The 12,885-nt window shown below is 58.8% G+C and carries 16 protein-coding genes and 2 pseudogenes; 7 read left to right on the forward strand and 11 right to left on the reverse strand.

Annotated elements, in window-relative coordinates:
• Positions 1–73: 73 nt before the first annotated feature.
• A pseudogene (locus tag FHT97_RS28200) lies at positions 74–752 on the forward strand (IS21 family transposase); the annotation flags it as partial.
• 151 nt (positions 753–903) lie between these two features.
• Positions 904–1,599: a type 1 glutamine amidotransferase domain-containing protein gene (locus FHT97_RS28205; RefSeq protein ID WP_183864863.1), complete on the forward strand. Its 696-nt coding sequence runs from the start codon at positions 904–906 to the stop codon at positions 1,597–1,599.
• An 898-nt stretch (positions 1,600–2,497) separates the two neighbouring features.
• On the opposite strand, the gene FHT97_RS28210 is transcribed toward FHT97_RS28205, so the two are convergent.
• The 7 genes from FHT97_RS28210 to FHT97_RS28235 all read right to left on the reverse strand — a co-directional run bounded on the left by FHT97_RS28210 (position 2,498) and on the right by FHT97_RS28235 (position 7,726).
• Positions 2,498–2,782, reverse strand: a complete 285-nt coding sequence (locus FHT97_RS28210) for a copper-binding protein (RefSeq protein WP_183758242.1) — start codon at positions 2,780–2,782, stop codon at positions 2,498–2,500.
• A 25-nt stretch (positions 2,783–2,807) separates the two neighbouring features.
• Positions 2,808–3,287 (reverse strand): plastocyanin/azurin family copper-binding protein, encoded by a 480-nt coding sequence (locus FHT97_RS28215; protein WP_183864864.1) that lies wholly within the window; start codon positions 3,285–3,287, stop codon positions 2,808–2,810.
• A gap of 29 nt (positions 3,288–3,316) precedes the next feature.
• Positions 3,317–4,666: a copper oxidase gene (locus tag FHT97_RS28220; protein WP_183864865.1), complete on the reverse strand. Its 1,350-nt coding sequence runs from the start codon at positions 4,664–4,666 to the stop codon at positions 3,317–3,319.
• A gap of 14 nt (positions 4,667–4,680) precedes the next feature.
• Positions 4,681–6,144, reverse strand: coding sequence for a TolC family protein (locus FHT97_RS28225; RefSeq protein ID WP_183864866.1), 1,464 nt, complete (start codon positions 6,142–6,144; stop codon positions 4,681–4,683).
• Positions 6,141–6,365, reverse strand: coding sequence for a hypothetical protein (locus tag FHT97_RS31205; RefSeq protein WP_246712828.1), 225 nt, complete (start codon positions 6,363–6,365; stop codon positions 6,141–6,143). Before FHT97_RS31205 ends, FHT97_RS28225 begins: the two co-directional genes overlap by 4 nt.
• A 91-nt stretch (positions 6,366–6,456) precedes the next feature.
• Positions 6,457–6,909, reverse strand: a complete 453-nt coding sequence (locus FHT97_RS28230) for a hypothetical protein (RefSeq protein WP_183864867.1) — start codon at positions 6,907–6,909, stop codon at positions 6,457–6,459.
• A 319-nt stretch (positions 6,910–7,228) separates the two neighbouring features.
• The gene (locus FHT97_RS28235; protein WP_183864868.1) at positions 7,229–7,726 is read right to left on the reverse strand and encodes a cytochrome b/b6 domain-containing protein; all 498 of its coding nucleotides are present in this window, start codon (positions 7,724–7,726) and stop codon (positions 7,229–7,231) included.
• Between the two features lie 153 nt (positions 7,727–7,879).
• On the opposite strand from FHT97_RS28235, the gene FHT97_RS28240 reads away from it, so the two are divergent.
• The 3 genes from FHT97_RS28240 to FHT97_RS28250 are packed head-to-tail and all read left to right on the forward strand — an operon-like array spanning position 7,880 to position 9,046.
• Positions 7,880–8,209, forward strand: a complete 330-nt coding sequence (locus tag FHT97_RS28240; RefSeq protein WP_183864869.1) for a hypothetical protein — start codon at positions 7,880–7,882, stop codon at positions 8,207–8,209.
• A gap of 33 nt (positions 8,210–8,242) precedes the next feature.
• Entirely contained in the window at positions 8,243–8,704 is a 462-nt protein-coding gene (locus FHT97_RS28245) for a DUF305 domain-containing protein (RefSeq protein ID WP_246712823.1), read from the forward strand.
• 9 nt (positions 8,705–8,713) lie between these two features.
• Positions 8,714–9,046: a four-helix bundle copper-binding protein gene (locus FHT97_RS28250; RefSeq protein ID WP_183864870.1), complete on the forward strand. Its 333-nt coding sequence runs from the start codon at positions 8,714–8,716 to the stop codon at positions 9,044–9,046.
• A gap of 304 nt (positions 9,047–9,350) precedes the next feature.
• Here FHT97_RS28250 and FHT97_RS28255 read toward each other — a convergent pair whose 3' ends face one another.
• From FHT97_RS28255 to FHT97_RS28265, 3 genes and pseudogenes are all read right to left on the reverse strand, one after another.
• Positions 9,351–9,578: a hypothetical protein gene (locus tag FHT97_RS28255; protein WP_183864871.1), complete on the reverse strand. Its 228-nt coding sequence runs from the start codon at positions 9,576–9,578 to the stop codon at positions 9,351–9,353.
• Positions 9,578–9,745, reverse strand: coding sequence for a DUF2933 domain-containing protein (locus FHT97_RS28260; RefSeq protein WP_348649652.1), 168 nt, complete (start codon positions 9,743–9,745; stop codon positions 9,578–9,580). The genes FHT97_RS28255 and FHT97_RS28260 overlap by 1 nt, the downstream gene beginning before the upstream one ends.
• A 16-nt stretch (positions 9,746–9,761) precedes the next feature.
• Positions 9,762–10,020, reverse strand: a pseudogene (locus tag FHT97_RS28265) (haloacid dehalogenase); the annotation flags it as partial.
• A 76-nt stretch (positions 10,021–10,096) separates the two neighbouring features.
• Here FHT97_RS28265 and FHT97_RS28270 point away from each other — a divergent pair.
• On the forward strand, positions 10,097–10,384 hold the full coding sequence (locus tag FHT97_RS28270) for a hypothetical protein (RefSeq protein WP_183864873.1): 288 nt from the start codon (positions 10,097–10,099) through the stop codon (positions 10,382–10,384).
• Positions 10,385–10,609: 225 nt separating this feature from the next.
• Positions 10,610–11,605 (forward strand): methyltransferase, encoded by a 996-nt coding sequence (locus tag FHT97_RS28275; protein ID WP_183864874.1) that lies wholly within the window; start codon positions 10,610–10,612, stop codon positions 11,603–11,605.
• 17 nt (positions 11,606–11,622) lie between these two features.
• Here FHT97_RS28275 and FHT97_RS28280 read toward each other — a convergent pair whose 3' ends face one another.
• Positions 11,623–12,867 carry a PHB depolymerase family esterase gene (locus FHT97_RS28280; RefSeq protein ID WP_183864875.1) on the reverse strand — a complete coding sequence of 415 codons (1,245 nt, stop codon included), beginning with the start codon at positions 12,865–12,867 and terminating at the stop codon, positions 11,623–11,625.
• Between the last annotated feature and the right edge of the window lie 18 nt (positions 12,868–12,885).

Genomic DNA, 12,885 nt, shown 5'->3' on the forward strand with positions numbered 1-12,885 from the left:
GGAATGTCGGGAGAAATGAGAAACTGCCCAACGAAGCAAGAACTGACCCCTCGTGTCAAACGAGGAGAGTTGGATGACGAGCGAGATTTTATTGCATCTCCATTGTCGCGAACGATGCAGGGCGGGGATATGCTTCAGGTTGAGTTGGTGGCAATGTTGCGACTACATGTTCTTGGTTGGGTGCCAAGCGGCTGTCCAAGGAATTTGCGTGCGCGCGCAACACGGTTCGCCGATATTTGCGGGAAGGCGGCGTGTCGCTTTTCAAGAAACCTGTTCGGCGCAGTTCGTTTGACGGGCTGGACGATTGGTTGCGAGAACGCTTTTTCCGTCATGACGGCAATGCGGATGTAATACGCCAGGAGTTGGCGATCGAGCACGGGATTGTCATCGGCCTGCGTTCTGTAGAGCTTCGAGTTCGGCAGTGGCGACGGAAGTTGTAGGCTCAGAAGCGTGCGACAGTTCGGTTCGAAATTCCACCAGGTCGCCAGTTGCAAATCGACTTTGGCCAGACGTGCGTATGGGTCGCCGGTGAGCGGCTTCGGGTGTACGTGTTTGTCGCAGCGTTGTGTTACTCGAGACGCATACATATCCGAGCCTCGTTGCGAGAGGGGCAAACCGACCGGTTCGAAGGACTGGAAGGTGCGTTCCTTCGATTTGGTGGCGTTCCCAACGAGGTGTTGCTGGATAATGCGAAGCCGCTGGTCGAGCACCACGATGCGGTCAGCCGGGAAGTGCGGTTCAATGCGCGATTGCAAACTCCAGACACCTTGAGGACTTCCGAACGGTCCGCCATTACCATTCGGTATCGCCGATACCATCGTTCAAGTGCAATGGCGCCGGGCGACGCGCATACTCCGGCTCGTGCAGCATTCGACTGCCGAACATTGAGCGAGGAGCCGACAGATGAAGATTTTGATGGTTTTTACATCACACGACATTCTAGGAAGCACCGGCCGGAAGACGGGTTTCTGGCTGGAGGAGGGTGCTGCCCCCTACTTTGTATTCCGCGACGCGGGGATCGACCTGACCCTTGTTTCGCCTAAAGGCGGACAGCCTCCCGTCGATCCGAAGAGCGATCTTCCGGAAAACCAGACACCAGCGATGGCGCGATTCAAGAAGGATCCAGCCGCGCAACAGGTTTTCGCGACGACGAAGTTGCTGAAGGACGCGCGTTCCGATGGATTCGACGCCGTATTCTACCCGGGCGGCCACGGTCCAATGTGGGATCTGGCCGAAGATCCTGACTCAATCAAGCTAATCGAGTCCTTCTACGACTCCGGCAAGCCCGTCGCCGCCGTCTGCCACGCACCCGGTGTGCTCCACCATGTTACCTATCGGGGCGAGCCGATCGTGAAGGGAAAGCGCGTTACGGGTTTCACCAACACCGAGGAAGAAGAGGTTCAGCTCACTCACGTCGTGCCTTTCCTCGTAGAGGACGAACTGAGACGTCTGGGCGGAATCTATGAAAAAAAACCCAACTGGGAACCCTTTGCGATCACGGATGGACGTCTGATTACGGGCCAGAACCCTGCGTCATCGACTGCCGGCGCTCAAGCGTTGGTGAAGCTCCTTTCCAGCGGTGTGTCCACAGCGACATGAGCCCGTGGTGACGGATTGTGGTCGCAACATCCGAGCTTGCGGCCATTTAAATTACGTGAACCTGGAGGTTTTCACATAATAGAAGAAATTCAGACACTTATTGCCCCGCACGAGCGAGAAAACCACCATTGCAATTACCAGATAAATTTCACCGCACCGCTCTTCACCGAGGACTCCCGGGAGATGTTGTTGAACGAAGCGGCACACGCCTCTTTCAAGGCATCGACCCTGGCTGCCAAGCCGAGCGGTTGTCTTCTGAGGGATCGCGGGCTCTCTGACTGATGACCTGCAACGGGGCGATGGTTGCTACAGCATGCACGTGTTCGACGTCCTGGACAACGCAAAGGCGAGTGACCTCAAGGGCGGAGCGTTGCGACATAATGCGGACCTTCGATATCGACCGCTCTCTGAGCAAGGAATCCCACTCACTCCGGCTCGGGAGGGCTACATGCGGGGACCGCCAATTCTATTCACGGCTCTTGTCAGCTTGGCGGCGTCGAGTATTGGCGCTGACCTTCCCCCATTTCACACGTCAATCTTCTCGGCGGATTGTCTCGGTTGCCTTGTCGGTGCGATCCGTCACCGCGTTTCGGTCTCGGGAATATGACCGTGATGTCACTATCAGGCTGACCGAGCGGCTGAGTAACGGCAGGACCATTTTTATCGATCATGGAAATCATGACGCGCGGGTCAAGTGTCTGCCCGGGAAGGTTTTCGTGGGTGGCAAGGAGTACCTTCCGCTGCCAAGTCAGGCGACTCTCGACTGGAAAGAGGACCTCGTAGAATCGCTATGCACCCGCCAGGTGTCCTAGTCGGCTAACTCAAACCGACGGACCTTCGCGCCAATTAGCTGTCTTCGTCGCGCCCGGGCCGGTTTTCAGCGGCCCGGGCGCACTATTTACTTGACCTGCGTGACGGTCAGCTTGCCATCAACGCGCTCGGCAACGAACTCGATGTTCTGGCCCGCCTTGAGTTTCTCAAGTATGGCCGCATCCTTGACCCGAAAAACCATTGTCATGGCGGGCATGTCGAGGTTCTTCAGGTCCTCATGCTTTATGGTGATCTTCTGCCCTTTCGCGTCGACTTTGTTGACGACGCCCTTGGTGAACTCCTGCGCGAATGCTCCAGCAGCGGCGCTGACGGAGAGCAGGAAGGCCAAAGCGAGTTTGATTGCGATCTTCATGTTAGTCTCCTTTTTTGGGGGGCGCTTACTTGGCGGCGACGGTGACGTCGCCGTGCATGCCAGCCTCGTAGTGGCCGGGGATGAGGCAGGCAAACTTGAAGTCGCCGCCTGTGGTGAACTTCCAGATGATCTCGCCAGACTCACCCGCCGCCAGGCGAATTGCGTTGGGGTCGGCGTGCTCCATCTCAGGGAACTTCTCCATCACCTTCTTGTGCTCCAGGATTTTACCTTCTTGGTCGAGCACGAACTCGTGGTCGGTTTCCCCAGCATTCTTGATGGAGATTTTCACCGTCTGGTCCTTGCGAACCTTAATGACAGCAGGCTGGAACAGCATCTTGCCGTCTTCGGTCTCTTTCATTGTAAAGCGGATGGTCTGCGTGACCTTCGCCTTATCGCCGGGTTCACCAACCGCCATCTTTTCCCCATGCCCACCAGCGTGGTTGCCGGAGGCCAGTGCGGGGGAGGTGACGGCGGCGAGAGCCAGTGCAAGTGCGTAAATTTTCATGTCAGGTCCTTCGTTGCTGAGGATGTGCGTCAACCGTGTTTCATCGGCTTCGGCGTGATGGTGGTGTTTGCGTCTGTGGCCTCGGGAGCGTCCGGCAGTTCGCCGGTCCACTCCCAGGCTTGGGTCCCGGGCGGGTTTTCGTACCAACCCGGATCGGAGTAATCGTCGGCCGAGATGCCCTCACGGACTTTCACGACCGAGAACATGCCCCCCATCTCGATGGGCCCGTGGGGACCCCAACCGGTCATCATGGGAATGGTGTTCTCGGGGATGGGCATTTCCATTTCGCCCATGTCAGCCATGCCTTTGGTTCCCATCGGCATGTAATCGGGCTGCAGCTTGCGGATTTTTTCGGCTACCTTCGACTTGTCGGCACCAATGAAGGTCGGGATGTCGTGGCCCATTGCGTTCATGGTGTGATGCGACTTGTGGCAATGGATCGCCCAGTCCCCGAGGTACTTGGCATCGAATTCGTAAGCCCGCATCGCCCCGACGGGGATGTCGATGCTGACCTCCGGCCACCGCGCTTCCGGCCGCACCCAGCCTCCATCCGTACAGGTGACCTCAAAGTCATAGCCGTGCATGTGGATCGGGTGGTTGGTCATCGTCAGGTTGCCGACGCGGACACGCACGCGGTCGTTCTTGGAAACGACAAGCGGGCTGATGTCGGGGAAAATGCGACTGTTCCAGCACCACATGTTGAAGTCGGTCATTTCCATGACCTTGGGCACATAGGTGCCGGGATCGATGTCATAGGCGTTGAGCAGGAACACAAAGTCCCGGTCGACCCGCATGAACTTTGGGTCCTTGGGGTGGATGACGAAGAAGCCCATCATGCCCATCGCCATCTGGACCATCTCGTCCGAGTGCGGGTGGTACATGAAGGTGCCGGACTTCACGAGATCGAACTCGTAGACAAATGTCTTGCCGACCGGGATGTGCGGCTGCGTGAGACCGCCAACGCCGTCCATACCCGATGGCAGGATCATGCCGTGCCAGTGGATCGTCGTATGCTCCGGCAGTTTGTTGGTGACGAAGATACGAACACGGTCACCTTCGACGGCCTCGATGGTCGGTCCTGGAGATTGTCCGTTGTAGCCCCAGAGGTAGGCGGTCATGCCATCCGCCATCTCTCGTTCCACCGGCTCGGCGACAAGGTGAAATTCCTTGACGCCATTGTTCATCCGATGGGGAAGTGTCCAGCCGTTGAGGGTGACAACCGGCTGATAGTCAGGGCCCGAGGTCGGGTGCAGTGGAGGCTGCATATCCGCCGACGCCATTGCCGGAGCGTCCGGTAGGCCCATCGCGGACGTCTTGGTCCAGGCTCCGGCTGCCACCAGGGCTGCACCAGCGCCAAAAAGTTGTCGTCTATTGAACATCTGAGTGCCCTTTCTCAATGAGCGCCGCCGCCGCTTTCGGAGGCCGAAGCAACCTCGGTCTCGGCTGCCGCCGCAGACGAGCCGCCGCCATAGACAGCGGGGGCAAGGTTCGCGTCGGCCAGCCAAAAATCTCGCTTGGCGTTGACGGAAAGCAGGATGGAATTGATCTTGTCCCGAGTGTCGGTGAGCAATTCGAAGGTGTTGGTGATCATCCCGTTGTAGGTGAGCAGGGACTCTTCCTCGACCTTGGTACGCAGCGGCACGACGTTGTTGCGGTAGTGCCGGGCGATGTCGTAGTTGGAGCGGTAGGCCTCGTAGGCCGATCTTGCCTCCGAACGGACATTGACGGCCTTCTCCGCCAATTGGTTCGCGGCCCGCATGTAGCCAAGCTCGGCCTTGCGCATCCTTGCCTTGCCGGTGTCGAAGATGGGGATTGAGAACTCCAGCTCGCCAGCGGCAGTGGTTTCCCACTTCTTCTTCCCGTCCTCGACTTCGCGTTCGGCTTCGAAGCCTGCGAGGATTTCCAGGTCCGTGACGTAGCGGGTGGCCTCGGTCAGGCCATAGGATCGCGCGGTGGCCTCCAGCTCCAGGCGGGCGACCTGAAGGTCAATACGATTTCTGAGGGCTTCGGTCTCTATTGCGTCGCGCTTGGCAAGCGACCGTGGCAGTGCCGGGAGACTGTTTGGAACCTGGTAATCGACATCTGTGCCCCATAGGCCCATCAGTCTCGTGAGTTCCTCCTTGGCAAGACGAGCCGTCAGTCGAGCCTTCGCCGTTTCGCCAGCCAGCTCGGCAACGAAGACATGCTCACGGGCTTGGCCGCTTTTGGTCATAGCGCCTGTTTCTCCGAGCTTTTCGGCGAGTTCCGACGCTGCGTCGGCGGCTGCTTGTGCTCGTTGCAGCTGACCGACGTTTTCCCATGCGGCGACGGCGTTGATCCAGGCACGACGGGTTTCCGCTGCGAGCTGCAGGGTCCTAACGGCAGCGTTCAACTGAGCCTGCCTGAAACGGGTGTCGGCGATTTCGATGTCCCGTTTCTTCGTCATCAAGGCGAGAAGGTTTGTGGTGATCGCCCCCTCGATTGTACGAAATGCCTCAAGTTCCGGCGCACCGACCCCCGAGAAGCCTACAGAAACCGTCGGGTTCAGCAGCATCGTCGACTGCCAGGCATCTGCCGCGCTGTCGCCGAGGTCGGCGTAGGCTGCCTGCAGGCCCTTGTTGTTGATGAGCGCGACCTGAACGGCTGTCTCGGCGTCCAGCACCTTGTTCCTGCCAAGGATGGCCCTCACGCGAGAGGACGTTGCCTGTGCCTGCTGTTGGTTTTGCACCCAGACAGTCTGTTTAGACGTGACACCACCGACTTTGGCAGAGACCGTGGAAAAGCCCGCTTCCTTTCCGGCGTATTCGGCACTGCTGACGCAACCGGCCAGAACCAGTGGAATAGCTGTCAGGACTACCGCTCTCCTGATCGCGATCATGATTGGTCTCCGGTCTTCGGAGACAGCTGCTCGTTTTGTTGCCGCCACGGCTTGGGATCGACAGGCTGGCGGGCAACGAAGCCAGAGATTGGCGAACGGTATCGAATAGGACGCACCGAGTACGTCTGCTGGACGTCCGCCGACGCAATAACATCGGGAGGGGTGGATGCGCAGCCGCCAATCAAAAGGGGCAGCCCCACCACAAAAAGGGAAGGTTTCATTTTGAAAAATCCGAATAGCAGAAGTCGACCGGCAGGCGCGGCTGTCGCCACGGCATGCCTTCCGGACCCGTCAGGACGGGCTAATCGCTATTCAGATATTAGGCGGTCGATACAGAGGCGGCAGCTCGCCAACGAGACTTTGATCGTTGACGAACTGCCGGATCGAAGACACGACGGGTCCGCCGACGTCGTGAGCTTCACAAACAATGCCAAAGCCGCCGCAGAAATCCTTGCAGCACTGCTGTTTGGAGAACTGGTCGTGATCGCCCGTGGATGACCCGTGATCATGCTGCTGGGAAACATCTTGAGCCGCCGCCTGATCACCGGACATCGAATGATCGTGACCGGACATGCCGTGATGATCGTGAGACATGGCACTATGGTCGTGCCCGCTCGCGGCAATTGGTGACGGCAATTCGGGGAAAGCCGATCCATGCATGGCGGCATTTGCGTTGGACAAGGTGTATCCTGCCAGCGATACGATGATCACCAGCCGCACGAATATGAGCAGTCTGCTCAGTGCGATTCGATACATTTTGCCCATTCCCAAGAGCTACAGCCAAAGCGGCCTCGCTTCAATTGCGCTCCCGAACGTTTCAAAGATTCGCGACCATTGTGAGGCAGTCATGGGGGCGTGTACGGCTTGCCACCGTTGGAAGGTCAACATCTATTTTGCTGAACCGCCTGCAATTTCGGACGGCAACGAGTTTGAGGGAGGCGACCCCGGCTTTTTGCAAACCACCCCTCCGCTGTGGCCTCCCACTATCCTCCCAGCAGAAGAGGATAGGAAGAGACTAGGACTAACCGCTCCCCTCGCCATCGGACTTGGGTCCAACAATGCGGTTAGCGTCTGACCTGACGGTTCAGGTAACCGGCTCGTCTGTGCGGGGAAGGATTATCCGGTCGATTGTAGCGTCTCGCTTGATCAACGTATGCCAGGCAGCAGCGGTGAAGTGGATCGCGACCATCATCAGGATCACATTCGATCCGATGGCATGAAGCGGGGCGACGGAGAAGGTCAAATAGCTGGCGACGAAACCAAGTGCGGCTTGACCGATGATCGCTGTATAGAAGGCAATGTGGAGGGCTGTCGCGAGCAGGTCGGCGCGTGTTAGCGGCGTTGCTTTTGTAGGCGGCTGCATAATCCTCAGGAGAAGCCGCAGGACCATCAACCCGCCGATGACAAGCCCTGCATAGTTGTGGATCAGATGCTGCAGAACGTCGGTCGCCGACGGCTGCACGCCCATGTGCACCGCATGATGGGTCCGCTCAATACTACCTCCAGTGAGGTACTGTATCGGCAGTAGTCCAGCGATAACCCAGTGCAAGGCGATCTGGTAACCCCTGTAGCCTTTGCGCATTCGATCCCCTCCAATTGCCGTGGAGAGTGCCGTGACTCTGTAAAAATTGGGTATCCACTTCGCGCTCCTTGGTTGCTTTCCAAGCTTCCCAGCCCATATCGCCCTCAGGAACAAAATTCTGCTTTCGCAGTGGAAGCGAAAGGGAAATTCGCAGTGAGCCGTATTCGTAGCAAAATGGCCCATGCCATAATCGCCCTGGCGTTGAGCTTGATGGTGATCGCGGCGATGGCCCCGTCGGTGAACGCTGGTTCGCTGGGCGGGCAGTGCGTGCATGCCTACTCAGGCTCACATGATGAAAAGCCGGATACGATACATGTAGGCGCATGCTGCACTGACATGCATTGCTGTCCGCTTATGCCGATCGTCGTGCTCTCCGGTGCGTCGCTGCGGTTGGGAGGCATCGTTTTCCCGGGACACGCGGCAGCAAGCCCGCTCCTGTTGATCAGGCCAATCGATCCGCCGCCGAGAGACGTCGCGGTCTGACGTTTCGATCAACCCAATCTTTGGAGATTTCCGATGAAAACGAAGTACCTTTTGACGGCTTTCGCCGCGTCTTGCCTGTCATTTGCAGTGCAGCCTTCTATCGCCCAGGAAATGACCCTTCCCGAAAAATGCAAGGGGATGGACATGGCCAACATGGGCACGGCGTCCGGCGGCGGGATGAAGATGGACATGTCTTCTGGCGGTGACGTGAAGATGGATATGCCCATGGATAAAATGGGCGATTACCAGAAGGCCGTGATGGACGGCATGAAGTCGATGCACGACGACATGATGACGGGAATGATGCAGAAAGACCCCGATGTGGCTTTCGTCTGCGGGATGATCGCCCACCACATGGGCGCAATCGCCATGTCCGAGGCCGAACTGAAGTACGGCGATAACAAAGCGGCGAAGGACATGGCGAAGAAGGTCATCGCTGCGCAAAAGAAGGAGATCGCGTACATGACCAAGTGGGTCGAGAAGGAAGCCAAGTAGGAGCCGGTCATGCACCACCAATCGGAACAAATGAAGCGTTGCATCGAGACCTGCCTGGCTTGCTACCAGGAGTGCCTATCGATGGCGATGACCCACTGTTTGGAAATGGGTGGCGAACATACGAAGCCTGACCATTTCCGTCTCATGATGGCTTGCTCGGAAATGTGCCGTACATCGGCGCATTTCATGTTGCTCGGCACACCGCATCATAAGCACACCTGCCGTGAATGCGCGGAAATCTGCCGGGAATGCGCTGCTGACTGCGAGCGCATCGGCGACATGGAAAGCTGCGTTGATGCTTGCCGACGCTGCGCGGACAGCTGTGAGAAGATGGCCGCCTGAGGCCGTCGGGAGGGCCGGGTGACCGGCCTTCCATTCAGGTTCTTTTCGGAGACTGTGGGAAGTGATTGCCCGCCTCCGACGTCATTTTTGATACGCACCACCTGGCGTACGCTTTTGCCGGAACTCCGCCCAGCCAGCTACCCACCGGGCTGAGGGAATGCGAGTATTGAATTTTGACGATTACCGGGTGCCTTCCGAGATCGGCCTGATGACGAAGTCCATAGGAGTCGATGACGAGGAACTTCGGACGGCCGAGCGTTTGCCACGGCTTCCGCCACGGTGGGTGCCATTCGGTGATGATCTCCTAGACGAACAGCTCCATGCCGAGAACCTTGCCGCGCATCTTTACGATGGAGCCGACGACTTGCCCGTTCCCGGCATCGACGTCGTATCGCATGGTGGCACCCAGCATCATTAGCGAGCGCTTCTGCAAATGGGCTTCGACAACGGTTGGGTCGTCAAGGAACGCGAAGACCTGCTGGGGCGGAGCCAGTAGGTCGTTGGTGCTTATCGCAGAGTCCTCGTACGTCATCACGCGCCGTCCTTGTGGTCATGACCTCCATGGCCACCGTGTCCATGGAACAGGTGCATCAGCGGACATGCCAAAAGAAGAAGGTATGGGGCGATGCCAAGCGCGTGCGGCCACTGCTTCCGGAGCATGATGAACACGACGATAATGCCAAGTGATGCCGCAATCAAAATCAAGGTGTGCGAATAGGGAGCTGCCGACGACGCTCACGGACGACAGGGCCATGGCGGCTGCGGCAATGATGGGGGAAAGGAGGACTGCGAAGACGGGGTAGAGAACCCCCGCCGCTATTGGCACGCCAGCGGCGTTGTAAATGAAGGCGAAGAACAGGTTCTGACTGATGTTGCGCATCGTCGCCCGGCTAAGCTGCCTTGCCCTGACAATGCCTTGTAGATCGCCCGTCAGCAGGGTTACCCTCGCACTCTCGATGGCGACGCGGGTGGCCGCCAGCCGGGGCGAACGACGCCGAGGCGGCCATCGCGCTCGCCCGCCGCGCAATCGTTGCCGGCGACGAGGATGCAATGTCGCTGGCGAGGGCCGGCTTTGTGCTTGCGATGGTGGCACGCGACTATGATGTCGGTCTTCACGCAGTGCGCCGCGCCCTCGACCTCAATACCGGCGCGGGATACGTGGTTTTCACCGCCGCCGCAGCGCTGGTTTTCGGCGGAGACCCGAGCGAAGCATTTGGACTTGCCGAGCACGCCATGGCGTTGAGCCCGCTGGATTCCGGCCGTTTCATGTTTTTGACGATCGCCGCACTTGCCGCCCTCTTCAGCGGCCGCCTCGAGCAAGCCATTGGTCACAACTAACGCCCACCTCGACCGCATCGAGGAGGCTCAAGACGCGCTTTCCAAGCTTCACTCCCTGTCTCCCGGATTGACTCACGACGCTCCGACGCCTACCGCTCAGGAACCCGGTCTCAATGGACCTAATTCTGAACGGATTTCGGAAGGCGGGCCTGTCGGATTGAAGGCAGCAGCCTAGTTGCGCTTGCTCAATTCTGTTAGCGTTACGCACACAGTCGAGGAGAATCCATGTCCAGCGCGTCGCAGCAGATCATGAGGCTCGGATTCGGGTTCGCTGTGTCACAGGCACTGCGGGTCATTATCGAACTCGGCGTCCCCGATCTTTTGGCCGACGGCGAGCGGTCGGTGGATGAACTAGCGGCCGCCACTCAGTCAGACGCTGACCCGCTTTATCGTGTAATGCGACTTCTCGCGCCTGAAGGGGTTTTCAGGGAAGTAGCGCCCCGACATTTCGAGTTGACGGAGGTCGGTGCCGTGCTGCGCTCCGATCGGCCGAGTCCGCGTGACTTCGTCAGTATGATCAATAGCGAGGCATATCTTGCCTTCGAGCAACTCCTGTATTCTGTCCGTACAGGAAAGCCAGCCTTCGACAAGGTGTTCGGGAGCCCAAGGTTTGACTGGCTGTCGAAACACCCCGAGCAGGCTGCCTTGTTTCAGCGTGCTATGGTCGCTGTGAGCCAAGGCAGCAACGAGGCCGTTGCCGAAGCTTATGACTTCACCCCGTACACGAGGATCATTGACGTAGGGGGCGGACATGGTCAGCTTCTCTCGGCGATCCTAGCCCGCAACCCCCATCTGCGCGGCGTGCTTTTCGATCTGCCTTCGGGCGTCGCGGCGGCACATGACGGTACCGGAGGCGACCTGCCGCGCACCGAATTTATCGCTGGTGATTTCTTTGACGGCCTTCCCAGCGGTGACGTCTACGTCCTCAAGAAGGTCATTCACGATTGGGACGATGGGCGTGCTATGGCGATCCTGCGAAATTGCCGAAAGGCGATGCTACCGAACGCGAAGGTGCTTGTGGCAGAGACGCTGATCCCGCCGGGTGACGAACCGAACCACATTAAAGGTATCGACGTGGTCATGCTCGCCGTCACCGGCGGCTTGGAGAGGACGGAGGCACAGTATGCAAGCTTGTTCAACGCCGCCGGGCTACGGCTTGAACGGGTGATTGAGACCTCAGGACCCATTTCCATTATCGAGGGGTCTCCCGTCCACGCGTAAGGGTCTCATCGTGTGATTTAGTTTCGCCTTAGCCTAAGATGCTCGAGGAAGAAACGAACCATCTCTGCTGAGGCATCCGGTCCATAGGAGTCGGTGTAGGAGCCGCTGCCATGGCCGCCCGACCAGGCATGTCCGGCACCTTCGACGAGCCAGTGTTCCACCGTCGATACCCCATTTGGGTCGGCAACAATTGTTCTCGTATAGGTCCGCCCGCCTGCGGAACGGCCCGTTTGCGTTTGGGTTGTCGAGCCTGCCGGAGTGGCTGCCGTCACGATCCGTTTGGCGTTGGAAGGATGAACCGTCCGGTCAGCACTTCCCTGGAAGACTATGGTGCGAACCAGCTCCATCGGGCGAGCACTGCGCTCGGGCCGGGATATAAAACCTGCATCCCCGCGCATGACGGAAAATGCCGACATGACGTCGTTTGCCGATCCATAGGGCAGTCCAGAGTGGATGCCCACTGCGGCATAGAGATCGGGATAGGTCTCGCCCATGACGGCCGCCATCGCGCCGCCCGCTGAAAGGCCGGCGACGAAAACCCGGCCGCGATCGAGGTTGAATTCAGACATGAGCTCCGCGGTGATCCCCGCAATGATCGCAGGTTCTCCAGCCCCGCGCATCTGATCCGTCGGCCGGAACCAGTTCCAGCAGGACGAGGCGTTGTGCGCCCCGGTCTGGCCGGGATAGGCGACGAGCAGGCCGTGTGCCTCGGCAATATCATTCATGCGCGTGCCAACGGCAAACCCATCTGGGTCTTGCTTGCAACCGTGAAGCATCACGACAAGCCCGCGCGGCTGGTCATGCGCGGATGCCGGTATGTAGAGCTTGTACTCTCGTCGGCCGGCCGCGCCGGTAAAGGATCGGATGAGAAATTGTGCCCCGTCTGCAACCGCAGGATAGGGGCCATGTTTGGCCATGTCTGGCGGAGTTGAACCCGACATCGATCCGAACGCGCTGCTCGCCGACCGTCCTTCACGCAGGATGCGTAGAACCTCTCCGAGGGGCTTTCGCAACCTTTGCGAGGTTGCAGCCCCGCTCAGCCCTTTCGTCGGCTCGATGACCTCTGCGGCGGGATCGATCGGAAAAGGTTTTGACCGGCCTTTTGATGGAGCAGGGGTAATGTCCGGGTCTGCTGTCCCGTGAGTGCCGAACGCTGGAGGGCCCGCAAGTGCAACTTGGATCACGCGTGTCGCCTCGGCGAGGTTGAAGGCGCGTGTGGATAGTGTTGCCCGGCGCATGGATGCTAGGAAATCCTCGTTCATGGACATGTCCTTGCTGGT

The organism is Rhizobium sp. BK399 (assembly GCF_014194695.1).
Lineage (GTDB): Bacteria > Pseudomonadota > Alphaproteobacteria > Rhizobiales > Rhizobiaceae > Rhizobium.

Bases quoted from the DNA above. Each gene is read 5' to 3' on its own strand.
- FHT97_RS28205 (WP_183864863.1), top strand. From the start codon at position 904: ATGAAGATTTTGATGGTTTTTACATCACACGACATTCTAGGAAGCACC.
- FHT97_RS28255 (WP_183864871.1), bottom strand. From the start codon at position 9,578: ATGACGTACGAGGACTCTGCGATAAGCACCAACGACCTACTGGCTCCG.
- FHT97_RS28235 (WP_183864868.1), bottom strand. From the start codon at position 7,726: ATGCGCAAAGGCTACAGGGGTTACCAGATCGCCTTGCACTGGGTTATC.
- FHT97_RS28280 (WP_183864875.1), bottom strand. From the start codon at position 12,867: ATGAACGAGGATTTCCTAGCATCCATGCGCCGGGCAACACTATCCACA.
- FHT97_RS28245 (WP_246712823.1), top strand. From the start codon at position 8,243: ATGAAAACGAAGTACCTTTTGACGGCTTTCGCCGCGTCTTGCCTGTCA.
- FHT97_RS28210 (WP_183758242.1), bottom strand. From the start codon at position 2,782: ATGAAGATCGCAATCAAACTCGCTTTGGCCTTCCTGCTCTCCGTCAGC.
- FHT97_RS28250 (WP_183864870.1), top strand. From the start codon at position 8,714: ATGCACCACCAATCGGAACAAATGAAGCGTTGCATCGAGACCTGCCTG.
- FHT97_RS28275 (WP_183864874.1), top strand. From the start codon at position 10,610: ATGTCCAGCGCGTCGCAGCAGATCATGAGGCTCGGATTCGGGTTCGCT.
- FHT97_RS28270 (WP_183864873.1), top strand. From the start codon at position 10,097: ATGTCGCTGGCGAGGGCCGGCTTTGTGCTTGCGATGGTGGCACGCGAC.
- FHT97_RS28225 (WP_183864866.1), bottom strand. From the start codon at position 6,144: ATGATCGCGATCAGGAGAGCGGTAGTCCTGACAGCTATTCCACTGGTT.
- FHT97_RS28230 (WP_183864867.1), bottom strand. From the start codon at position 6,909: ATGGGCAAAATGTATCGAATCGCACTGAGCAGACTGCTCATATTCGTG.
- FHT97_RS28220 (WP_183864865.1), bottom strand. From the start codon at position 4,666: ATGTTCAATAGACGACAACTTTTTGGCGCTGGTGCAGCCCTGGTGGCA.
- FHT97_RS28215 (WP_183864864.1), bottom strand. From the start codon at position 3,287: ATGAAAATTTACGCACTTGCACTGGCTCTCGCCGCCGTCACCTCCCCC.
- FHT97_RS31205 (WP_246712828.1), bottom strand. From the start codon at position 6,365: ATGAAACCTTCCCTTTTTGTGGTGGGGCTGCCCCTTTTGATTGGCGGC.